Here is a 22,663-nt window from a genome sequence, read left to right on the forward strand (position 1 = left end):
ACAAAAATGGGATAAGCTACTCTTATCGCGCCGCTCAACTCTCTACCCTTGCTGCGTTCCCACCCTGGGGGAGTTCAAGAGGAGCTGGCCGTAAAAGACTTATCCCGCCGCAAAGATAGAAAAAGGATGCATTTTAGGTTAAGAAATTATTAAAAAAGGAAACCTAATAGCGTACTGGTTGATTATCAGGTGAATATTATCACGCAAAGACGCGAAGACGCAAAAAGAGAACATTACTTGCGCTGATTTATCGCAAGGGTTTTATCTGTTTATTAGAAAAGGTTTATCTGATTCCTTACCTCTTCACTCATACCCACTTGTTTATCCAACCCATTTACATACTCAAAACTCTTTGTCCCTTTAAACCGGAAGGTTTTAAAAGGTTCCCATTTGGGGAAACTGCCGAATGTTTCGCGTTTTACAATTTTAAGTTCCTTGATCCAAAAGGGCTCTACCAGTTTTTTGTGGCGGAAGTGTGGCCACAGGATATTAAAATCAGCTTCGGGTATGTTGCGGGTAACGGTAATATGCGGCACCAGTGTTTTCCTGATACTGAGGTTTTTCTTTAACAGACTGAACCATGCATCAACAGCAGGAGTAATACGGATATGGGCATAGATGGTATACTGACTATGCAAATGCGGAAAATATTTAAAGCCATCAATATGCAGTAAAACTGGGGGCATAATGTTTAAGGTTTGCTCCAGTCGTGTAACGGTATGGTCGGCGAAGAAGGGCTTTTGCCGCTCTGCATGCATAATAGATATGTGCGCCGGCGAATCCATGCTTTTAAACTCACCAATATGTTTTGCTGATGCCTTTTTGTATTTGCCAATAAGCTCCTTAATAGGTTCGGGCGGGGATAGGAGGAAGAGATAGTCGGCATAGCTGGTCATACATCTGTGAATTATCGATACAAATTTTGCTAATTATTTTAGTAATTCAAATTATATTTTCATATTTGTGCATGGATGCTAAGCGGCATATTGTACATATCGACCTCGATTCATTCTTTGTATCTGTAGAGCGTAAATTCAATCCATCCCTTATAGGCAAAGCCGTTATCATAGGCGGTTCGGCAGATAGGGGGGTGGTAGCTTCCTGCAGTTACGAGGCGCGTGCTTTTGGCGTGCATTCTGCCATGCCCACAAGGCAGGCGCTGAAGCTTTGTCCGCACGCTATTGTGATACATGGCACGCATGGCAGATATTCAGAGGCTTCACGTGAGGTTACGCAGATCATCCATAATATGGTGCCGCTATACCAAAAATCATCGGTAGATGAGTTTTATATCGACCTAAGCGGTATGGAACGTTTCCATGATCCGTTTAAACTGGCCTGCGAGCTTCGCCAAAAGGTGATCCGCGAAACCGGGTTGCCTATTTCCTTTGGTATGGCATCCGGTAAAACGGTTGCAAAAATGGCTACCAACCAGGCAAAACCCAACGGACAGCTGTGGATCCCTCACGGCAAGGAAAAAGAGTTTTTAGCCCCGCTGAATATCGGCAAGATCCCTGGACTTGGCGAAAGTACCTGCCAAAAGCTTTACCAATACGGCATCGAGAAAATTGGCGACCTGCAACGGGTTAACCTGAAGTTTTTAGAGGCTGTTTTTGGTAAGGCTGGCACATACATTTACAATAGGGCCAATGGAATAGATGACAGCGAGATAATCCCCCACAGTGACCGTAAATCCATCTCTACTGAAACTACTTTCCATAGCGACGTGAATGATAAACGTACGTTGGAAAATGTATTAGTGAGCATGACCGAAGAACTGGCCGGGAAGCTTCGCCGGGAGAATAAGGTATCGTCATGCCTGGCTATTAAGATCAGATATGCTAATTTTGAGACGCATACCCAACAGCAGAAGATTGCCCTCACCGCTGCCGAGCATATCCTGATACCGGGCATTAAAAACCTGCTCACAAAAGCATGGAACCAACACCGACCAATCCGGCTGATAGGTGTGAAGTTAAGCAACCTTTGTACAGGCAGTTATCAAATAAACCTTTTTGAGGATAACGAAGAACGTATAAAGCTTTACCAGGCTATGGATAATATTAATTTCCGCTTTGGCGATAAAACGGTTTGCCGCGCTGCGGGTATGGAGATAGGTGCGAGGACATTTAATCCGTTTATGAAGGGGTAGGGAACAGATGTGCAAATATGCAGATGTGCGGATTACAGATGAATAATATACGGCAATTTGCACATCTACAACTCCTTCCGCATCAAAATATCGGTTTGCTCATCGGTGCCCAGCACAAAGGGGTGACTGCCAAATTGGATAAAACCTTTGCTTTTATAAAAGTTGATGGCTTTGTTATTATGCTCCCAAACACCCAGCCATACGTAGCTAAACTTTTTATCGATGGCGGTTTGTATGGCAAAATCTAATAGGTGTTTACCTATTTGCTGCCCCTGAAATTCTTGAAGAATATAGATCCGTTCCACCTCGATGGCGTTGGGGTCCTGTAGTTCGGTTTGGGCGGTGTTGTAATTGAGTTTTATATAACCGGCGTTTGTATTATCAACTACGGCAAAGTAGAAATGAGAATCGGGATTACTAAGCTCTTCCTCATATTTTTGCAGTGTGAATGCTGTTGAGGCATACGCCTCCATATCGGCAGCGTTGTTTAAATGAGCAAAGGCATCAAAAAAAGTTTTGCGACTCAGATTAAGCAGGGTTGCAGCATCGGCTGTTATTACCGTTTTTATTTGGATAGGAGAGGCCATTACTTAATCAAATTGTTCCTGCAAACGTTCCAACCTGTCAATCATCAGGTTAAGTTTTTCTTCCTCGTTTTTAAACATTCGGGGTTTTAGATAGAATGTAGTGAACAAGAACCAAATAATGATAGAACCATAAGTAACCCCTTTAAAAATACCCGAAGCATTTTGCAGCACTTCTACAAAGTACAGCGCAAGGCCGGCGCTTATCAATAAGGTATAAATATAGTAGAACCAGCCAATAACCTTGGTTCGGTTTTTTTGATATTCTTTAAGGCTGTCGAGGTATTCGGTTGGGTTTACGGTAGCGTCGCGCTTGCTCAAAATGTGATAATGCCTTACAATAAGTGTAAGGTACATAAACATTGTAAATAACACTATCAGGATACCAACGGTGGTAACCCATGAATTAAACGCGCCAAACAGTGCAATAATAAAAGCGAACGCTATTATTACAACCATAGCCACAATACTCCAGTATATGCGGTTTGTTAAACCGCGTACCCCGCTTTTTACCTGCTTCAGCACTTCATCTACCGATAGCTGTTCCTTTTTTGGCTGTCCCTGCCAAACCGACATTAAATGATCAAAGTCTTTCATATTGATTGTATAACTCTGTCAATTTTTGTTTAATGCGATATATCTTCACCCTCAAATTCCCTTCTGATATTCCCGAAACATCTGCAATTTCGGGGTACGGCACTTCATCAAGCACCAATGTAATTATAATTCTTTCTGATTCTTCCAATTTTGATATACACTTATACAGCAAAGCAACCTGCTCATTTTTCTCTGAAAATTCTTCGCGTTTATTTTCAGCAATTTGCGGGGTAAGTTCGTCTTTGGCCTGGCGTTTCTCTGACCGTAAATAAGTTAAACAAGTGTTTACCGCTATGCGATATATCCAGGTAGATATAAGCGCCTGGTTACGAAATTTGTGAAGGTTTTGCCAAACTTTTAAAAAAGTTTCCTGCAACAGATCGTTCGCGGCATCATCATCGCCGGTATAACCATAGCACAAATGGTAAATTTTCTTTGAATTGGCTTCGTAAATTTTGCGGAAAGCGTCTTCTCTATCTGCCACCTGGATTAGTTAATTTTTATTTTGACAAATTAACAGCTTAAATGTTACAACAGGTAACTTTTTTTATTAAACCAGGGTAATTTGTCATCGGCATCATCCAATAACTTGTTAAATTCCTGGCTATAATCAAATTGCAGGTCTTCATGAAGCTTACCAATTATAGCACGCACCTTTTCTATTTGCCTTATCAATATCAACCGGATAGGTTTGTACGATGTTTGCCTAAGCACATATTGCAGATAATTTTGGCAGAAGTTTAAAAGCAGCTCTATTTCGGCTGTTTTATTACCGATAAATTTGGTGTACTTGGTAAGCATCTTTAGTATTTTACGCAATGCCTTTGCCGTAAAATAACTCTGTGCCGGCAGCTGACTAAACATAAAGCCCGCTTCGGCTTTTATGCTTTCAATAAACCCCTGCTCGTTATGCGATTCGAATAATAAATAGGCCAGTAGTTCCTTGTTTTCTTTCTTATAGCGTACCAACCGCAGGCATAATTCGGCCAGTTGCTCCTGTGGCAAATGCTGTAATTCTTTCTTTATTTGTTGCAAGCCGTAGGTAGTAATAGTCATTGATATTAAAGTTTTTAATTTTGTAGTTTTGCGGCACCAAATAAACACATGCAGAAGAGCAAACTAACCCTGTACATTTTTATAGCATTAATATTAGGTGTAATAGCCGGATACATTTACAATGCTACTGTTATAAACAATATTAATACCAAACTAAGCGCTGCCGAGGTAAATATAAAAACAATAGATGAGCAATTGGTTGTTGCCACAGATACCACTACAGCAACATACAAAGCGTTAAAGCTGGAACGCAAGGCGCAGGCAACCATCCGCAAGGCAAGCGATGCTGAACGCGAGGGCAAACTGGTTGGCTTCACTGTTTTAAGCGATATTTTTCTGAGGCTGATAAAAATGATAGTTGCCCCGCTGGTATTTACCACACTTGTGGTGGGTGTTGCCAAGGTGGGTGATATTAGGTCGGTAGGGCGAATTGGCGGTAAAACGCTGCTTTGGTTTTTAAGCGCTACGCTTGTTTCCCTGCTATTAGGGATGTTATTGGTTAACCTTTTTAAACCCGGCGAAGCCATGCACTTGCCCTTACCTGATAGCCATTTATCTACCGGCATCGAAAAAACAACCCTATCACTGCGCGATTTTATAGGTCACGTTTTCCCTAAAAGCTTTATTGAGGCTATGGCCAATAACGAGATCTTGCAGATAGTGATCTTCTCCTTATTCTTTGGGGTAGGTACCGCTGCCATAGGCGAAAAGGGCGAAATAGTGATAAAAGCGATGGATGCCATTGCCCATGTTATTTTAAAAATAACCGGCTATGTAATGCAGTTGGCGCCATTAGCTGTATTTGGGGCCATAACAGCTATTATTGCTAAACAGGGTTTAGGCATATTATCTACCTACGCCATATTTATAGGTGAGTTTTATTTTTCGCTGCTGATATTATGGCTGGTTATTATACTGGCAGGGTCGGTAGTATTACAAGGGCGCGCATTTAATTTAGTTGGCCGTATTAAAGATGCCATGCTTATCGCGTTTAGCACCTCAACAAGCGAGGCTGCATATCCAAAGGTATTGCTGGAGCTTGAACGCTTTGGCTGCCATAACAAAATAGTAAGCTTTGTATTGCCATTGGGTTATTCGTTTAACCTTGATGGCTCCATGATGTATATGACCTTCGCGTCGCTATTCCTGGCACAATCATATAATATCCATCTATCGTTTGAGCAGCAATTATCTATGTTGCTTATCCTTATGCTTACCAGTAAAGGTATTGCAGGCGTTCCGCGGGCATCGCTTGTGGTAATTGCCGGTACCATATCAATGTTTAATATTCCCGAAGCCGGTTTAGCACTATTGATAGGTATTGATCCGTTATTAGATATGGGCCGCTCTGCAACCAACGTTTTGGGTAACGCAATGGCAACCGCTGTAGTAAGCAAGTGGGAGGGAGAACTGGAAAATTAAGCAATTATTGAGTTATTGAATTATCGAATTATTGATTGAGTATAATGTTAATAGTTATTTATGCCAGATAGTGAAAGAGTTGATTTTGCGGAATCATTAAAAAAACGGACAAAAAAATTTGTAGTTGATAATATAAAGCTTTTCAGGATCTTACCGAAAACTGAGGAGGCCAGAATAATAGGCAGACAATTATTACGTTGTTCTTCATCTGTAGGCGCAAACTACAGAGCTGTTTGCAGGGCACGTTCACAAGCAGAATTTCACTCAAAACTTTCGATAGTTGTGGAAGAAGCCGATGAAAGTGTATTTTGGATGGAAATACTTGTAGAAGCAGGAATAGTACAGACCTCAGAAATCGAGCCGCTTTTTAGAGAGGCGAATGAAATACTCAAAATAGTTTCAGCATCAAGAAAAACCGTATCAGAAAAAAAATAAATCAATAATTCTATAAATCACTAATTCTATAATTCTCTCATGAATACTCGTTCTAAAAAAATATTCCTTATAATGAGCATTGTGGTGCCATTTTTATTGTACTGTGTCTATTACTATGGCATGATGATCAAGAACGCGCCTTACAAGTTCTCCGAATTTCAGTCGATACGGTTTGAGTATGGTTATGGCGATACGCTAAACAATATTTACGATTCTAAAACCGGCGAATATCAGTTTGTGAACCGAAAAGACTCTATCGTAAAAATAAAGATGAAACTAAGCAAGGATGACCTGTTATACCTGCATCGTAAAGCAGCCGATCTGGGTTTTTGGGATTTCCCGTCAAACGAGCTTAACCCGGATGTAAAGGGTAGGGTGCCCCGATATGTGATACAGTTTAATTATCTGCGTAAAACTAAAAAAGTGATGTACGATGCATCCTATAATGGTGCCGATAAACTGAAGGATGCCAACGACCGCCTGATAATAGAAATTAAAAAGATATTGAGCGATGCGGAAGCGCGTCAAAGAAATAGCAAGTAGGGGATTGCTTTTATTAAAAACTATCCATATATTTGCACCTCAAAATTTAAAACAATAATTAATCAACAATGTACGCAATAGTAAGTATAGCCGGACAGCAATTTAAAGTTGCAAAAGACCAGCAGATCTTTGTACACCGTTTACAGGGAGATGAAGGCGCTAGTATTGAATTTGACAATGTGTTGTTAGCAGAAAACGAAGGTAAATTCAAATTAGGTTCTGATTTGAAAAGCGCTAAAGTATCAGCTAAGATCGTGTCTCATTTAAAGGGTGATAAAGTAATTATCTTCAAAAAGAAACGCAGAAAAGGTTACCAGAAGAAAAATGGTCACCGTCAGCAATTTACCAAGATCGAGATCACCGGTATAACATTATAATTAAATTTTAACCGACTCGATTCATTAGGGTCACAAAAGAAATTAAGAAATGGCACACAAAAAAGGGGCCGGTAGTTCAAGAAACGGCCGCGAATCACATAGCAAGCGTTTAGGTATCAAAATTTTCGGTGGTCAGCCAGCTATTGCAGGTAACATCATCGTTCGTCAGCGTGGTACCAAACACAACCCGGGCCTTAACGTAGGTATCGGTAAAGATCATACCTTATTTGCATTAAAAGCAGGTCATGTAGTATTCAAAAAGAAAGCAGACAACCGTTCATACGTTTCTGTTATCCCTTTTGAAGTTGCACCTGTTGCAGAAGATTTAGCACCTGCACCAGCAGTTAAAGCTGAAGTAAAAGCAAAGAAAGTTGAAGCACCTGTTGCAGAAGTTGAAGTGGCTGAAGAAGCTCCTAAAGCAAAGAAAGCAGCAGCGCCAAAAGCAAAAAAAGAAGAAGCTCCTGCTGAATAATAAGCGAAGCTCACACAATATAAAAAGCCCTTGTCAATTTGATAAGGGCTTTTTTTGTGGGGTTAACAAAAATATCATTGCGAGAAGCGTAGCGACGCGGCAATCTCATAGCCATTGCATGATCGCTTTGCTTCCGACGAGATCGCCGCGTTAATCGCCTTTTATGGGCGTTCCCTACGGTCGGGCTTTACGCTCATACTGCACAGGCATTAGCCACGGGCCGGTATCTGCTTCAATCCCTAACGCAGAAAAAAAAGATGTCCCGTAGGAGCAATAAGTCGGTAGAAACAAAAATAGCGATGGGTATAAACCCATCGCTATCAGTAAAATTGGCGCCTTAGCGAGAAATTATTCTTTACTCCAATATCACCTTCTTTAAATACCAGCCATCGGCATCAATAACCGGTGTGGTTTTGCTATCAACGGTTATACCTTTGGGGGTTACTACCATGCGTTTTGTGCCGGCATCTGTAGTTACATCAATTGGCAGGTCGGTACTTATATTTTGCAGGGTGATCAAATACTTATCTCTTGGACGGGCCTTTACACTAACTTCCAGTTTATTGGTTGTACGCAAATAAAAGTCAAACAATGGTTTAAGCGATTTGCCGTAAGCCTTGCTGAAATACTGCTCCACATCATCGGTAACATTCTGATGATCGTATGTGAAATTCGGATCGGTCACAAAACCTTTTAAGGTGGGGAAGAAAAGACTGTCGCCCATTACATAATGCAGTGTATGCATAAAGTAACCGCCTTTGCTGTAGATATCACCATTATATGCCGAAGCTTCATCAATATCTTTACCTAATACAATGGGTTGCTTGTTCTGAATACCAAATGCAGATTTCTTGAAACGATCTATATAAGCTTGTTTGCCTTCTAAGTCCAGAATTGGCAGGGCATCTGCATAGGTATCAATTCCTTCGTGGATCCAGTAGTCGGCCCAGTCGCGTGCGGTAACTTTATTGCCCCACCATTCGTGGCCAAATTCGTGAAACATCAGCCAGTCAAAATCCTGCCCGCCAACTTTAGTGTATCTGAATTTATTGCCGTAAGCATTCATGCTCTGGTGCTCCATGCCTAGGTGTGGTGTTTCTACAAGACCCAGTTTTTCTTTAGCCCAGGGATACTCGCCAAAATACTTTTCTTTTGACTGTGCAGCTTTAATGGTCATATCAACTAGGTGCGGGCCTTTACCGGCATGTTCTTTCAACACGTAAAACTGAACAGGAACGGTATTACCTGCAACCGACTTATAGCTACCTTTAACTACTGTGTAGTCGCCGGCATTAAATACCAGGCTGTAGTTATTGATGCTGTATTTGGTTTGCCAGTGATAGGTAGCAGTGTTACCCTTTTTACTTACACCTTTTAATAAACCCGGGCCTGCAACAACCAGGTCCTTCGGAACGGTTATCAGCATATCTGCACCTTCGTTGGGCTCGTCGGATGGGTGGTCTTTACAAGGAAAGAAAATCTTACCCCCTGTTTGCTCGGCAGTAACGGCTAACCATGGATGGCCGGTAGAGTCTTGTGTAAAGGTGAAACCATCATCCCATGGTGGATTTTTGGCAATGCGTGGTTTACCGCCGTATATTACTTTAATGCTTGCTTTGCCGGCAGCCAGTTGTTTTGCAAGGTTTATAGTTATTAAACCATTTTTATGGTCAAAAACTTCCTTTTTGCCATTTACCGAAACAGCGCTAACGTGCAAAGAATCCAATAGATCAAGGATCAATACCTTAGTCGGTTGCGCCATTATCACATCAATAACAGTAGAGCCATCAATTGATTTTTGCTGGAAATTAATGTTTAGCGCAATGGTGTAATGGCGCACGTCCATTATGGCTTGCTCTGGTTTAAGCTTGCCGCCGGATGTTTGGGCATCGGCACCCAACCCAAAGCTGGCAAGTATAATTGCCACAACGGTTATTTTTGATCTATATTTCATCAGATAAGGAATGATTGTTTTTTTAAAGATAAGAATGTTGATCTATTTGTGAAGATAAGGTTTGTAAAATTTACATGTACAAACGACGGCTATTGTTTATATAAAATGGTTTTATACATTAGAAATTATGAAGGAATTTTATATACTTTTATGAACACAAAAAACCTTTAATAGCATGAGAGTTAACTATTTAAGATTTATTTGCCTTTTACTGATGGCAATTATTGAAACGCAAAATGTAGCCGCACAAAGCAAAAAAGATTTTTACCAGTTAAAAATTTACCGGTTAAAAGATGATACACAAGTAACGCGGGTTGATTCCTTTCTAAAAACAGCCTATTTGCCGGCATTGCACCGCCTGGGCATAAAAAAAGTTGGTGTTTTCAAACTAATTGCCAATGATACAACTATGCTAAAATCGATGAGGGTTTTTAAACCAAGTGACAATGATGTTAATAAAACAAGATCGATCTATGTATTTATCCCCCTAAAATCATTGCAACAGTTTCATGATATCACCAATAAACTGGATAATGATGCTACACTGGCAAATGATGGAAAAAGCTATTTTGAAGCAGCGTATAATAATGTTCCTTATCAACGGATAGAAACAGTTTTGCTGGAAGCATTTTCCGATCATCCTAAATTTGAAATGACTGCCCTTAAATCTGCTGTAAAAGATAGGATTTATGAATTGCGCAGTTATGAGGGGCCAACCGAAAGAAAATATGCCAGTAAAGTAAAAATGTTTAATGCCGGTGGAGAAATACCCCTGTTTAAACGATTAGAATTTAATGCTGTTTTTTATACCGCTGTATTGGCCGGCAGCCATATGCCCAACCTTATGTACATGACCAGCTTTGAAAATATGGATGCCAGAAATGCACATTGGAAAGCTTTTGTAAATTCTCCCGAATGGAAAAAATTAGTGGCCATGCCAGAATATAGTAATACTATCTCGGGTGCCGAAGTACTGTTGTGTCATGCTGCTGATTATTCTGATATTAATTAGCAGCCTGGGATGCTGTTTTTAATGCGATAAGATAGGTTCGGGTCTCTTATTAATTAGCCAAATAAAAACTCACTTCAACTACATACTCAAACCTTACAGGAAGCCCATTTTGCATAGCAGGTTTAAACTTTGGCAATTTGCTAACAACCCGTATTGCTTCAGCATCGGTATCTGCCGTCATGCTTTTTAAAACCTTTGCATGGCTAACACTTCCGTCTTTTTCAATTACAAACATGACAGGTATTTTCCCCTGAATATTGTTAATGCGTGCATTCTCAGGATATCTAAAAGATTTGTTAATGGTATTTTTAAGCTTACCACTACCACCCGGAAACTCGGCCGGTTGTTGAACTGCCACAAACACGGTAGTATCCGTTATAGACGGTAAATTGGTTTGCGCTTTTGTAGTAATTGATGCAATACTGCAAATAGCGATGAATAAAATTTTCTTCATATATTAAAATTTAATACTCCCTCACCAACAACCCATCTGCAAAATCGCGCAGGTATTGTTTGCTTTCTTCGGGCAGGTTAATATTATCCAATGCTTCAAAAGCTTTTTCGGCATAAGCCTGCATCTCTGCTTCGGCGTGTTGGCGTATGTTTACGCTGTTATAGATTTCGGTAACGGCGGTAACCTTTTCTGCCGGATCAAAAGTGGTAAAGGTTATCCAGCGGGCCAGTTCTTCAGCATTCGTACCTTTAACCAGTTCAAGCGCTTTTATCAGCAGGTATGTTTTTTTATTGGAGATAATGTCCCCGCCAACCTGCTTGCCAAACTTTTCGGGGTTGCCGTATACATCTAATATATCGTCCTGCAGTTGGAAAGCTATCCCCAGGTATTCACCAAACTTGCAGAGCAATTCCGCGTCTTTTATATCAGCTTCGCCTATCAGCGCGCCTATCTTTAAAGCGCCACCCAATACAACCGCCGTTTTAAGACGGATCATGTTGATGTATTCCTCTATGCTGATATTATTACTGGTCTCAAAGGTCATATCCAGTTGCTGACCTTCACATACACCTGCAGCGGTATCGTTAAAAATGTCCAGCACCTGGCGCAGTATATTCTCGCGTACCTCCATCATCAGCTTATAGCCTTCAATCAGCATTACATCGCCCGATAAAATGGCTACGTTGTTATTCCATTTCTCGTGAACAGTAGTTTTGCCACGCCTTTTTGGGGCATTGTCCATAATATCATCATGCATCAGCGTGAAGTTATGGAACACCTCGATGGCAAGGGCAGGAGGAAGGGCGGCTTCTACATCGCCGCCAAACAAATCGCAGGCCATCAGGAGCAGAGCAGGGCGCATACGTTTACCACCCAATGCCAGTATATACTTTATTGGCTCGTATAATTCCGCGGGATATTCAGGGAATTTCAATTCAGATACGGAGCTTGCAATCAACGACTGCAGATCTTCAAGTTTTCTCATGCTTTGAGATTGTACGGTGATTTGTGAATTTTATTCAACATTGGTCACTTAAATAGTAACCAGACACACCTTATTGTTTTAAGTTTTCTTTTAAAAATTGTTTAACCTCTGCTGGTCTTAAGTTTTTTGCAACGATAATACCCTTATTATTCACTAAAAAATTTGTGGGAAATACTTCTATCGACAATCGTGTCGCTTCTGTACCATTTTTATCCCAATATTGCAACCATGGTAAATTATTAACTTTTATCACATTCAACCAGTTAGTGCGATATTTAATTGCATCTGTAGATATCCCTGCCATTTCAAATCCATCGGCGTGATATTGCTGGTAGATAGCTTTCAAATCTGCAAACTGACCAATACATGGTGTGCAATGGCTATACCAAAAGTCGACCAATGTATATTTATTTTTTGCGAAAACATCAGGCGTCATTTTCTTATCGGTTGATGTTGCGCACTCAATATTTGAGAATGCCGTACCAACAACTAATAGTGATGATGTACCATGAAGCCGCTTATATAAATATTTACCTGTATAAGTATTTTTAATGTCGGGCGAAAAGGCATTATATATCTGTTCAAAAATATTTTCGTACCCAAATATAGAAACACGCACAAGCTGCCAAAACGCAAAGTATGAATTGGGATGAGACAATGTATATTGCAACAAAGTTTTATCATGCTCGGAATATCCTTTTTTATACCGCTGCTCAATAACAGCTTTCAAACTATCGGGTATTTTTTTATTATACAGAGTGTTTAAGCTATCCTCATACATTTTAATTGCCAGGCTTTCTTTTTTTAAGTATGCAAAGGCAGGATTATATACATTATTATACTCGTGCATAACGTGGTTTTGCACTTGCGGTGTAATTCTGTTTGAATCGGTATTACAAATTATGGTTTGGTTGCCCGGAGTTATTACAAACAGGCCCGACTGATAACGACTATTATTTTGTGCAAGTTGTACGCCAACTGGATAGGGTATACTTCCTTCAAACCTGAATTTATGATCTATTATTTTTGAGCTTAACTGCCTAACACCCGCGGGAAAGTAAGAACTATCAGCCACGAGATACATGTTAATAGTACCGGTATCAGCATTAATAGTTCCCTCTATCGAGAATTTTTTCAGCGATATAACCTGGCCAAAAGCACTTACTGTAAATACCAGGAAAAAAGATATTATAAAATACTTTATATAATTGCGGTGCATTACATCTGTACTAATGAAAAATCTATTTGCTTTTTGGTAAGGTCTACATTTTTAACACGGATCTGTACCTCATCGCCCAGCTGGTAGGTTTTCTTTTTACGCTGGCCAATAATGGCGTAGTTTTTCTCGTCTAAAGTATAAAAATCATCGCTTATATCGCGCAGGCGTATCATACCCTCGCATTTATTCTCAATGATCTCTACATACATTCCCCATTCGGTAACCCCCGAAATGATGCCGGTAAATATATTACCAACCTGGTCTTTAAGATATTCGGCCTGTTTGTATTTAACCGATGAACGCTCGGCATCGGCAGCTTTTTTCTCCATTTGCGAGCTGTGCTTGCACAATTCCTCATAATGATCGGCATTGGCGCTTTGGCCGCCGTTAAGGTAATGCTGCAATAACCTGTGTACCATTACATCCGGGTATCGGCGAATGGGTGAGGTGAAATGCGTGTAATGGTCAAACGCCAAACCATAATGGCTACTGCTTTTTGTGGTATATATCGCCTTAGCCATGGAACGGATAGCCAGTTGGGTAAGCACGTTCTGTTCTTTTTTACCTTCCACATCCTCCATTAAAAAGTTAAGGGATTTGGCGGTTTCCTTATCAGATTTTGTGTTGATCTTATACCCAAATCTTGCTGCAAACTGCGCGAAGTTGGCCAGCGCATCGGGTTTTGGTGTATCGTGCACGCGATAAACAAAGGTGTACTTTTGCTTGCCTTTGCCCATTTTACTTACATGCTCGGCAACCTTACGGTTGGCCAGCAGCATAAAATCTTCTATCAGCTTGTGGGCATCCTTACGTTCTTTCACATATACGCCAATAGGTTTGCCTGTTTCATCCAGCTTAAATTTAACCTCGGTAGTTTCAAAGCTGATGGCTCCTGCTTTAAACTTACGGTCGCGCAGTTTGTAGGCCAGGGCGTTTAGCTTTTCTATCTCTTCCACATAATCGCCGGTTTTGGTTTCAATTACGTCCTGCACTTCCTCGTAAGCAAAGCGCCTGTCTGAGTGGATCACGGTTTTACCAAACCATTGCTCAACAATATTGGCGTCCTCATCCAGCTCAAAAACAGCTGCAAAGCACAGCTTATCTTCGTTAGGGCGAAGCGAGCACAACCCGTTTGATAACCTTTCGGGCAGCATTGGTATAACACGGTCTACCAGGTAAACAGATGTGCCACGTTCGTAGGCTTCCTTATCCAAAGCTGAATCGGGGATGATGTAATGCGATACATCGGCAATGTGCACGCCAACTTCATAATTGCCGTTATCCAGTTTTTTAAAGGATAGGGCATCATCAAAATCTTTGGCGTCAAATGGGTCAATGGTAAAGGTAAGCACATCCCTAAAGTCGCGGCGTTTGGCTATTTCATCGGCAGTGATATCATTAGGGATCTCTTCGGCTTCGCGTTCAACCTCGGCAGGGAAGGATAGGGGGAACCCGTACTCGGCCAGTATGGCGTTCATTTCAGTATCGTTTTCGCCTTGTACGCCAAGGATATGTTTGATACGGCCTATCGGATTTTTAGCGCCGGCCGGCCAGTCGGTAATTTCAGCAACGGCTTTAATACCGTTTTTGGCACCATTTAAATCGCTGATGGGGATAAAAATATCGTGCATCATCTTGCGATCATCGGGGATAAAAAATGCAAAGCGCTCGGATAGTTTTACCACACCGGTAAACTCCATTTTATTACGCTGCAATATTTCTATTACTTCGCCTTCCTGGTTTTTACCACGGCTTTTTGCATATACATAAACCTTAACACGGTCGCCATTTAAGGCATTGCGCAGTTTACGTGGGGCAACAAAAATATCGGTTTCATCCGGGTCATCGGTAACAATAAAGGCCGAGCCATCATTAGTAAGGTCAACCTTGCCTTCAACAAAGGTTTTTAGTTCGAGTAGTTGGAATTTGCCCGGCGATACTTCTTTCATTACGCCTTTAAAGGCTTCGTTCTTTAAAATATCGAGGATAACGCCGCGGGCATCGGGGTCGCGTACGTTCAGTTTGGCAGAAACTTGTTTATGGTTTAGTGGCGTATTGCCGTTTTGTTCAAATATATCCAGTACCATTTGCGTTAGCACTTGGTCGATGGTGGAGTTGTGTTTATTCTTTTTAGACATTTATAGATGTTTGTTGCTAAGGTACGAAATGGTACTTGTTTTATTCGGTAACGATTGCTAAAACCATGCCGTATGCGTAAGCATAATGTAAAAAACGTTCGCTTTGCCTGGCTTTACTTCTATAGGGTCTAAATAATGATAGTTTTACCGCATGAAAACTTTAGGGCTTATCGGCGGTACCAGCTGGGTATCAACTATAGATTATTACAGGTTTATTAACCAGGGCGTGAATGATAAACTGGGTGGCGTAAACGCGGCGCAACTGCTTTTACACTCGTTTAATTATGCCGATATCGCTAAAAACCATGCTACTAACAATTGGACTAAAACAACCCAAATGGTTATTGAAGCCGGCATAGGTTTACGCAACAGCGGTGCCCAAGCGATTGTTTTATGCGCTAATACTCTGCATTTAATTGCCGATGAAGCCGAAAAGGCAATTGGATTACCCGTAATAAATATCGCGACAGCGACGGCAAAAGTTATTAATAGTCACGGACTTACCACGGTGGGTTTGCTGGGTACAAAGTTTACCATGGAGCATACTTTTTTCACCGATAAACTATCGGCAGCAGGTATTGAACCATTAACACCCAACCAAACCGACAGGGATTTTATCCACCAAACCTTAATGGACGAACTGGGCAAAGGCATATTTTTACCTGAAACCAAAGCCCGTTATCTGCAAATAATTGACAGTTTGATACAACAAGGCGCCCAGGGCATTGTATTAGGATGCACCGAAATACCTTTGCTGATAAAGCCGGAAGATACAGCCGTCATTCAGTTTGACACCACGCAGATCCATTCGGCCGCCGCGGTGGAGTTTGCTTTGGGTTAAGCCGCAAAGCTGATTTTTTCTAATATTTCTTAAACTGCAAAAATTGCATACTTTTAGTGTGCAATGCAAGAAAAAAATAACCCTAAAACCATCCGCGCCTGGGCAATGTTCGACTGGGCAAATTCGGCTTATAACCTCGTAATTACAACAACCGTTTTTCCGGCTTATTATGTAGCTATAACAGAAAATGCCAACAATGGCAACCAGGTAAGCTTTTTTGGTCATAGTTTTATAAACACAGCGCTAACAAATTATGCTTTGGCTGCTGCCTATATGATCATGGTACTTTTGCTGCCTATACTAAGTTCTATTGCCGACTATCGTGGTAATAAAAAGGTATTTATGCAGTTTTTTACCCTGTTGGGTTCAGTTGCCTGTTGTGGCTTATTCTTTTTCAATGCAGAACGCATTGAATGGGGCGTAATTTGTTTTGCACTGGCCGCAATTGGGTACAGCGGGGGCTTTGTATTTTATAACTCCTATCTACCGGAAATTGCGACGCTTGACATGCAGGATAAAGTTAGCGCAAAGGGTTTTACTTATGGTTATATAGGTAGCGTATTGTTGCAGCTTATTTGTTTTGCCTTTGTGTTGAAGCCTGAAATATTCGGTATTACCGATAAGGCCCTTCCTGCGCAGCTTTCCTTCCTGTTAGTTGGTTTATGGTGGATCGGTTTTGCTGCTATACCTTTTTCCGTCCTGCCAAAAGGCAGCCCCAATGCACAAACACATCAGCATAATATAATAAAAGGTGGTTTTATTGAACTTGGCAAAGTGTGGGTAAAAATTAAAAGCATGCCTTTATTAAAACGATATTTACCCTCGTTCTTTTTCTATTCGATGGGGGTGCAAACCATTATGCTGGTTGCAACGGCCTTTGCCGCCAAAGAATTGCATATGAAAACACCAGAGTTGATTGCCATCATCCTTATTATACAAATCGTTGCCATTGGGGGCGCAACGCTCATGTCGCGCCTGTCTGATAAATATGGTAATGTTCGCGTTTTGATATTTGTGGTTTTCATGTGGATCGGGATCTGTATAGCCGCTTATTTCACCACAACATCTACCCAGTTTTATATCATTGCCGTTATTGTGGGTTTGGTAATGGGAGGGATCCAATCACTTTCCCGCTCAACCTATTCAAAGTTTCTGCCACAGAATATCCCGGATACCGCTTCATTCTTCAGCTTTTACGATGTTACCGAAAAGCTGGCCCTTGTGGGCGGTTTGTTCAGTTTCGGCTTGATAGAAGAACTTACCGGAAGCATGCGTAATTCTACTCTCGTTTTAGGGTTGTTCTTCGTTGTCGGGCTCATCTTATTGTTTTCTTTATTAAGAACAGAGCAGAAACTGCAGAAAAATTCAGAATTTAGCGCTCTTTAAAGATTTGTGCAGATGACAATTGAATTATTTATCCCCTGTTTTATAGATCAGTTGTATCCCGATACTGCTTTTAACACCGTAAAGGTGCTTGAAAAGGCCGGCTGTACCGTAAATTATAACCCCGAACAAACCTGCTGCGGCCAACCCGCTTTTAACGCCGGTTTTTGGGATGATGCCAAAGCAGTAGGCAGCAAATTTCTGAATGATTTTAAGGAGGATAGTATAATTGTATCGCCGTCGGCGTCATGCACCGGTATGGTAAGGAATTATTATAACGACCTGTTTACCAACACCACATCGCACAATAAATGCCGCAACATACAAAGTAATATTTACGAGCTGAGCGATTTTTTGGTGAACATTTTACAGGTTGATTATTTTGGCGCCGAGCTGGAAGGCCGTGCCGTTTACCATGATAGCTGCGCCGGCCTGCGCGAATGTAAAATTAAAGACGAACCCCGCCAGTTACTGTCAAAAGTGTTAGGCCTGGAGCTGGTCGACCTGAAAGATAACGAAACCTGCTGCGGCTTTGGTGGCACTTTTGCCGTTAAGTTTGATGGCATATCAACCGCTATGGCCCAGCAAAAGGTAGATAACGCTATTGCTGCCAAAGCGGATTATATCATCTCTACCGATGCATCATGCCTGTTACACTTGCAAGGATATATCGATAAAAACAACCTGCCTATTAAAACCATCCACATAGCCGATGTTTTGGCGCACGGGTGGGGGAATGTGTAATACTATTCAGCTGACGATGCTAAAATATCAGCTTGAAATCAAAAGCGACTTTGATCTGGATACTATAAGAGAGCGGATAGTTACTATTCTGAAAAAAAGAGAATATGGCGACGTGAAAGTATTTTACAACATGGTTTCCTTTGATAATGCATACAATTTCAATAGATGGCGCTACACTCCAGTTAAAGTAGAAAAAGGAACGTTTTACCTGAAAGCTGAAAACGATCTGGTAACCGTACAATTCGCCTATAAAATCCCTTACTTAAACTTAATATTTGCTCTTTTGGGTACTATAGTTTTTGGTATTTTTATTGATTTCAAATTTTTCTTTCTTTCGGCTTTGGCGATTGTTGGATGGATATTCCAATACGTTATCTCGAAACTTGAAGCGCAAGAGTTAATCGCTTTCTGCCAGAAAAAAGTATAGATGTTATCCCCTTTGTTGGTGTCCTCACCAACAAACCGTCTTGCATTCAACGTTATTTAATACCTGTCCTAACTGTTGTTGGTGAGGACACCAACAACGGTGGAATTATTTAGCCTCTTGCGTATTTTCTTGATAATAATCTTGTCGCAAATTACCTGTTATATTGTCTTAAATTGCCTCGCATTTTATCATTCCTCCAACGTAAATTTGATAATCTAATCAAAACAATCCATGAAAGCATTAAGGGTACACTACACCACCACAGCCGAATTCGCACCTGTAAACCAGGCCAACATTGCGGGCATTGTAAACGAATTAAAAGAACTAAACCACCCCGGTATTAAATATAGCACCTGGCTGCTGCCCGACGGGAAAACCTTTATGCATTTCGACCAGTTTGAAAACGAAGAAGCGCATGATGTTTTAACATCATTAGCGTCTTTCAAAAAGTTTGATGAAGAGCTTTGGGCAAGCGGCTTAGAGACTGAACCCGTGTTAGAGCATATTACTTTAGTGGCCGCGACAGAAGAGTTTTTTGAATAACACACTTTCATGTTGGTGTCCTCACCAACAAGCCGTCATACGTCCAAACTATGTTCAAATAGGGGCGAAAAAAGGCGTTTTAAGAACGTTCCTGGGCGTTAATATTGCGATACTTTTGCGTCTATGCGTCAAATTTCTTACAACTCGTAAGCCACAGCTTTCTCCGGGATGGTGACTTTATAACCATCCTGCTCCAATGCATCTGCCATGGCCTGCATGCTGGTGGCCTCGCCATGTACCAAATAAACGCCTTTAAGCTTGTTTACGTCCTGAGCCTTAATGTTATTCAACAGATCTTCGTGATCGCCGTGGGCGCTTAAAACATCCGTTTGCTTGATAGTTGCATAAACAGACAGATCGCGGTCTTTAATATGTACGATAGGATCGCCGCGCAACAGGCGGTGGCCCAGCGTACCTTTAGCGCAATACCCTATAAATAGGATGGTGCAATAGTAGTTCTGAATATTGTAGAAAAGGTGATCCTGGATCCGTCCGCCCTCTAACATACCAGCTGATGATATAATGATACAGGGCTCGTAGTAATTGGATACCTGCCTGCTATCTTTTAAAGTTTCCACGTAAGTAAGGTGTTCAAATTCAAACTCGTCGCCTTGTTTGTTGTAAAACTCCTGTGCTTCGGCGTTTACCAGGTTGTGGTGTTTACGGTATAAACTGGTAGCCCTTGCAGCCATGGGGCTATCCACAAAAACCTTAACAGGAGGGAGCAAGCCGCTATTGAAGATCTTATTTAGCGCAAATACCAGCGATTGTGTACGGCCAATACTAAATGCGGGGATAATTAACCGGCCTTGTTCTACCACACAAACCTTTTCAATGGTTTCTATCAAAGTTTCCTGTACTGATTTGCCTTTGCTATGCATTCTGCCGCCATAGGTAGATTCTGATACGATATAGTCGACCGGTGGCAGCGGATCCGGATCGTTTAATACCGGATAGTTTTTGCGGCCAATATCGCCGGTAAAGGCAATAGATTTCTCTGTGCCTTCATCATTTACCTTTAATACTGCCGCGGCCGCACCAAGTAGGTGTCCCGCAGGGATAAAGGTTAGTTCGATGTCGCCGGTAATGCGGAAAGGTTTGTTATAAGCAATGGTGACAAAGCGTTCTACCGTATCCATTACATGCTTTTGCAGATATAATGGCTGCGGACCGCCCGCACTATGTTTATGTTTACGCCTGTTACGGTGATTACCTTTTTGCGCTTTCTGCAGGAAGATGTTTACGGAATCGAGCAATAACAGCTCCGTTAGATCTGCGGTAGGGGGAGTACAAAGGATCTGGCCGTTAAAACCCATGCGTACCAGTGTAGGCAAGTTGCCCGAGTGGTCGATATGCGCGTGTGTTAATATAACAACGTCTATCTCTTCGGGCCGGAAGCCAAAATCTTCGTTAACCTGTATATTATGATCTTTCTCGTAATCGAGGCCGCAATCTATCAGTATTTTATATTGACCTACCTGAAGCAGGTGCATGCTGCCCGTTACCTGTTGGGCAGCGCCGTGTATAGTTAGTTTCATTTATTTAGTTCGCAGGCAACATACAAGGGTATGCGGCCTCATGCAATAATAACGATTAATCCTTAAATTTTAAGGGATTTTGGCTGCACTGTTCATGTCTTGTTCCACTAAAATATGGAACAAACGGAACAAGTGGAACATTTTGATAATCAATAGGTTAATACCGACATAATCCTGTCAGTACCTAAACAAATACTTAGTAATTTTATTGTTAAAAAACTAATATACAGTGCTTTATGTAATTTTAATTTTTGTTCCACTTTTTTCGAAATTGAACAAAAACAGCGCCTATAAAAAAAGATTTTTTTAGCCCTTTTTCGACTTTATTTCGGCCTATTTTAGGCACTATAAAGTTAACTACAAGCCAAAAAGGATATTTAGTTATTTTAAATTAAACATTTGATTTATATATAATTACAATTTTAACACATGTTCCACTTTGTTCCATGGTGAACAAAAAATGAACAAGCATTTTAGTATAACCCGACAATTTCCTGACTATTTTCCAGAGGACTTCTCAACAACAGATTTTCTAAAAGAAACAAGTCAGCAACAACAATAAGCTCCAATTTTGGTTCTGCAATATTTGAAGCTCAATTCGCCTACATTGCGTCACTTATGAAATAATCATCTAACCTTAAGCGTTATTTGGGTTTTTAGGCTATGAAAAGGAGTTGTTTGGGGGCTGGGATGGCAGCGCTGTTGCTGACGGCGATCGCGGGTTGTGGCTTGGTAAAGTCAGTGGGTAAAAATCCGAAAGGTGAAGCGCTCGCCCGGTTAGACACTTTGCCTAATTACAAAAATGGCGGTTTCGAAAATTTGGCTGAACGTAACGACTCGACAGTGAAGCGCAACAAGTTGCTTTTGTTGTTACACAATCGCTCTAAAACCACCAGGCCTTCTCATGGCCTGCCATGGGTTAAAACTAATCTGAGAACACTTGCAGCCCCTGCACCAATCGTAGTTTGGTTCGGGCATTCGTCTTTGCTGATCAAAGCCAGACAGGGTAACATACTCATTGATCCTGTTTTTAGCAATCATGCCGGGCCTGTGCCCGGATTGGTTACGGCATTTCAAGGAACTACCAATTACCACGCTAAGGATATGCCGCCAATTGATGTACTGATCATTTCCCATGACCACTATGATCACATGGATTATCGGACCCTGAAAAGATTGAAAGACCATATTAAAACGGCGGTAGTGCCAATGGGTGTAGGTTCGGATCTGGTGTATTGGGGATTTGATCCTAAAAAGATCATCGAACTGAATTGGAACCAATCGGTTACGCTGCCTGGTGGTCTCCGGGTCACCGCTACGCCGGCGCAACACCGCAGCAACCGCACTTATTCTAAAGCAAATAAAACGCTCTGGGCATCTTATGTGATAGAGGCAGATAATTACAGGCTGTTTTATGGTGGCGATAGTGGTTACGGGCCACTCTTTAAACAAATAGGCCAACAATATGGCCCATTCGATCTGGCTTTCCTGGAATGCGGACAGTACAGTCCGAATTGGCCATGGGCACATCTGTGGCTTGGGCAAGCTGCCCAGGCAGCAGTTGACCTGCGGACCCGTTTACTGCAGCCTATCCATTGGGCTAAGTTTGAAGCATCTGATCAAACCTGGAACGAACCTATCAAAAAACTCCTGCCCGCTGCCGAAAAGCTGGGTATCCCGGTAAACGTCCCGCGTATAGGGGAGCCTTATACTTTGGGTGATCCGCCCAGGAAGGTAGTTTGGTGGGATTTTTAATAAATTATTTGAGCTGATAACCTAACCGGTAG

The 22,663-nt window shown here is 41.4% G+C and carries 24 protein-coding genes and 1 other RNA gene; 13 read left to right on the plus strand and 12 right to left on the minus strand.

The genetic code is table 11. The features are described from left to right. Positions 1 to 6: 6 nt before the first annotated feature. An RNA gene (gene ffs, locus JWQ85_RS15170) (signal recognition particle sRNA small type) lies at positions 7 to 105 on the minus strand. Between the two features lie 167 nt (positions 106 to 272). Then, on the minus strand, positions 273 to 896 hold the full coding sequence (locus JWQ85_RS15175; RefSeq protein WP_299469436.1) for a 2'-5' RNA ligase family protein: 624 nt from the start codon (positions 894 to 896) through the stop codon (positions 273 to 275). Positions 897 to 967: 71 nt separating this feature from the next. On the opposite strand from JWQ85_RS15175, the gene dinB reads away from it, so the two are divergent. Next, entirely contained in the window at positions 968 to 2,152 is a 1,185-nt protein-coding gene (dinB, locus tag JWQ85_RS15180) for a DNA polymerase IV (RefSeq protein WP_299469438.1), read from the plus strand. Positions 2,153 to 2,217: 65 nt separating this feature from the next. On the opposite strand, the gene JWQ85_RS15185 is transcribed toward dinB, so the two are convergent. From JWQ85_RS15185 to JWQ85_RS15200, 4 genes are read right to left on the minus strand one after another with little or no spacing between them, the layout of a single operon-like run. After that, positions 2,218 to 2,739 (minus strand): GNAT family N-acetyltransferase, encoded by a 522-nt coding sequence (locus tag JWQ85_RS15185; protein ID WP_299469440.1) that lies wholly within the window; start codon positions 2,737 to 2,739, stop codon positions 2,218 to 2,220. A 3-nt stretch (positions 2,740 to 2,742) separates the two neighbouring features. Beyond that, positions 2,743 to 3,333, minus strand: coding sequence for a hypothetical protein (locus JWQ85_RS15190; RefSeq protein WP_299469442.1), 591 nt, complete (start codon positions 3,331 to 3,333; stop codon positions 2,743 to 2,745). Beyond that, positions 3,320 to 3,817, minus strand: coding sequence for an RNA polymerase sigma factor (locus JWQ85_RS15195; RefSeq protein WP_256537009.1), 498 nt, complete (start codon positions 3,815 to 3,817; stop codon positions 3,320 to 3,322). Before JWQ85_RS15195 ends, JWQ85_RS15190 begins: the two co-directional genes overlap by 14 nt. 44 nt (positions 3,818 to 3,861) lie before the next feature. Beyond that, a complete protein-coding gene (locus JWQ85_RS15200) occupies positions 3,862 to 4,389 on the minus strand; it encodes a hypothetical protein (RefSeq protein ID WP_299469445.1) in 528 nt (175 codons plus the stop codon). Between the two features lie 48 nt (positions 4,390 to 4,437). Between JWQ85_RS15200 and JWQ85_RS15205 the strand changes: the two genes are divergently transcribed. The 5 genes from JWQ85_RS15205 (at position 4,438) to rpmA (ending at position 7,638) form a co-directional block, all read left to right on the plus strand. Next, on the plus strand, positions 4,438 to 5,811 hold the full coding sequence (locus JWQ85_RS15205; protein WP_299469447.1) for a dicarboxylate/amino acid:cation symporter: 1,374 nt from the start codon (positions 4,438 to 4,440) through the stop codon (positions 5,809 to 5,811). Positions 5,812 to 5,871: 60 nt separating this feature from the next. Continuing rightward, a complete protein-coding gene (locus JWQ85_RS15210) occupies positions 5,872 to 6,246 on the plus strand; it encodes a four helix bundle protein (RefSeq protein ID WP_299469449.1) in 375 nt (124 codons plus the stop codon). 39 nt (positions 6,247 to 6,285) lie between these two features. Next, a complete protein-coding gene (locus tag JWQ85_RS15215; protein WP_299469451.1) occupies positions 6,286 to 6,789 on the plus strand; it encodes a hypothetical protein in 504 nt (167 codons plus the stop codon). A 68-nt stretch (positions 6,790 to 6,857) separates the two neighbouring features. Next, on the plus strand, positions 6,858 to 7,166 hold the full coding sequence (gene rplU / locus JWQ85_RS15220) for a 50S ribosomal protein L21 (RefSeq protein ID WP_067059538.1): 309 nt from the start codon (positions 6,858 to 6,860) through the stop codon (positions 7,164 to 7,166). 49 nt (positions 7,167 to 7,215) lie between these two features. Beyond that, complete coding sequence (gene rpmA, locus JWQ85_RS15225; protein ID WP_299469454.1) at positions 7,216 to 7,638, plus strand: 50S ribosomal protein L27; 423 nt, start codon at positions 7,216 to 7,218, stop codon at positions 7,636 to 7,638. A gap of 355 nt (positions 7,639 to 7,993) precedes the next feature. Here the strand turns inward: rpmA and JWQ85_RS15230 are convergent, their stop codons facing one another. Next, positions 7,994 to 9,592, minus strand: coding sequence for a M1 family metallopeptidase (locus tag JWQ85_RS15230; protein ID WP_299469456.1), 1,599 nt, complete (start codon positions 9,590 to 9,592; stop codon positions 7,994 to 7,996). 214 nt (positions 9,593 to 9,806) lie between these two features. Between JWQ85_RS15230 and JWQ85_RS15235 the strand changes: the two genes are divergently transcribed. Continuing rightward, positions 9,807 to 10,604, plus strand: a complete 798-nt coding sequence (locus tag JWQ85_RS15235) for an NIPSNAP family protein (protein WP_299469457.1) — start codon at positions 9,807 to 9,809, stop codon at positions 10,602 to 10,604. A gap of 49 nt (positions 10,605 to 10,653) precedes the next feature. On the opposite strand, the gene JWQ85_RS15240 is transcribed toward JWQ85_RS15235, so the two are convergent. The 4 genes from JWQ85_RS15240 to rnr all read right to left on the minus strand — a co-directional run bounded on the left by JWQ85_RS15240 (position 10,654) and on the right by rnr (position 15,400). Next, positions 10,654 to 11,058, minus strand: coding sequence for an energy transducer TonB (locus JWQ85_RS15240; RefSeq protein ID WP_299469460.1), 405 nt, complete (start codon positions 11,056 to 11,058; stop codon positions 10,654 to 10,656). Positions 11,059 to 11,068: 10 nt separating this feature from the next. Beyond that, positions 11,069 to 12,043 carry a polyprenyl synthetase family protein gene (locus JWQ85_RS15245; protein ID WP_299469462.1) on the minus strand — a complete coding sequence of 325 codons (975 nt, stop codon included), beginning with the start codon at positions 12,041 to 12,043 and terminating at the stop codon, positions 11,069 to 11,071. A gap of 70 nt (positions 12,044 to 12,113) precedes the next feature. Beyond that, positions 12,114 to 13,262: a TlpA disulfide reductase family protein gene (locus tag JWQ85_RS15250; protein ID WP_299469464.1), complete on the minus strand. Its 1,149-nt coding sequence runs from the start codon at positions 13,260 to 13,262 to the stop codon at positions 12,114 to 12,116. Further along, positions 13,262 to 15,400 (minus strand): ribonuclease R, encoded by a 2,139-nt coding sequence (gene rnr, locus JWQ85_RS15255; RefSeq protein ID WP_299469466.1) that lies wholly within the window; start codon positions 15,398 to 15,400, stop codon positions 13,262 to 13,264. Before rnr ends, JWQ85_RS15250 begins: the two co-directional genes overlap by 1 nt. A gap of 151 nt (positions 15,401 to 15,551) precedes the next feature. Here rnr and JWQ85_RS15260 point away from each other — a divergent pair, with 151 nt between their 5' ends. From JWQ85_RS15260 to JWQ85_RS15280, 5 genes are all read left to right on the plus strand, one after another. Next, positions 15,552 to 16,241, plus strand: coding sequence for an aspartate/glutamate racemase family protein (locus JWQ85_RS15260; RefSeq protein ID WP_299469468.1), 690 nt, complete (start codon positions 15,552 to 15,554; stop codon positions 16,239 to 16,241). A gap of 63 nt (positions 16,242 to 16,304) precedes the next feature. Next, complete coding sequence (locus tag JWQ85_RS15265; RefSeq protein WP_299469470.1) at positions 16,305 to 17,627, plus strand: MFS transporter; 1,323 nt, start codon at positions 16,305 to 16,307, stop codon at positions 17,625 to 17,627. Between the two features lie 12 nt (positions 17,628 to 17,639). Then, complete coding sequence (locus JWQ85_RS15270; RefSeq protein WP_299469472.1) at positions 17,640 to 18,368, plus strand: (Fe-S)-binding protein; 729 nt, start codon at positions 17,640 to 17,642, stop codon at positions 18,366 to 18,368. Next, positions 18,337 to 18,795, plus strand: a complete 459-nt coding sequence (locus tag JWQ85_RS15275; RefSeq protein ID WP_299469474.1) for a hypothetical protein — start codon at positions 18,337 to 18,339, stop codon at positions 18,793 to 18,795. The genes JWQ85_RS15270 and JWQ85_RS15275 overlap by 32 nt, the downstream gene beginning before the upstream one ends. 231 nt (positions 18,796 to 19,026) lie before the next feature. After that, positions 19,027 to 19,338 (plus strand): hypothetical protein, encoded by a 312-nt coding sequence (locus JWQ85_RS15280; protein WP_299469476.1) that lies wholly within the window; start codon positions 19,027 to 19,029, stop codon positions 19,336 to 19,338. 137 nt (positions 19,339 to 19,475) lie between these two features. Here JWQ85_RS15280 and JWQ85_RS15285 read toward each other — a convergent pair whose 3' ends face one another. Then, entirely contained in the window at positions 19,476 to 20,876 is a 1,401-nt protein-coding gene (locus JWQ85_RS15285) for an MBL fold metallo-hydrolase (RefSeq protein ID WP_299469478.1), read from the minus strand. Positions 20,877 to 21,539: 663 nt separating this feature from the next. On the opposite strand from JWQ85_RS15285, the gene JWQ85_RS15290 reads away from it, so the two are divergent. Then, positions 21,540 to 22,631, plus strand: coding sequence for an MBL fold metallo-hydrolase (locus JWQ85_RS15290; protein ID WP_299469480.1), 1,092 nt, complete (start codon positions 21,540 to 21,542; stop codon positions 22,629 to 22,631). Positions 22,632 to 22,663: the final 32 nt, after the last annotated feature.

It is taken from the genome of Mucilaginibacter sp. (genome assembly GCF_028288105.1).
Taxonomy (GTDB): Bacteria; Bacteroidota; Bacteroidia; order Sphingobacteriales; family Sphingobacteriaceae; genus Mucilaginibacter.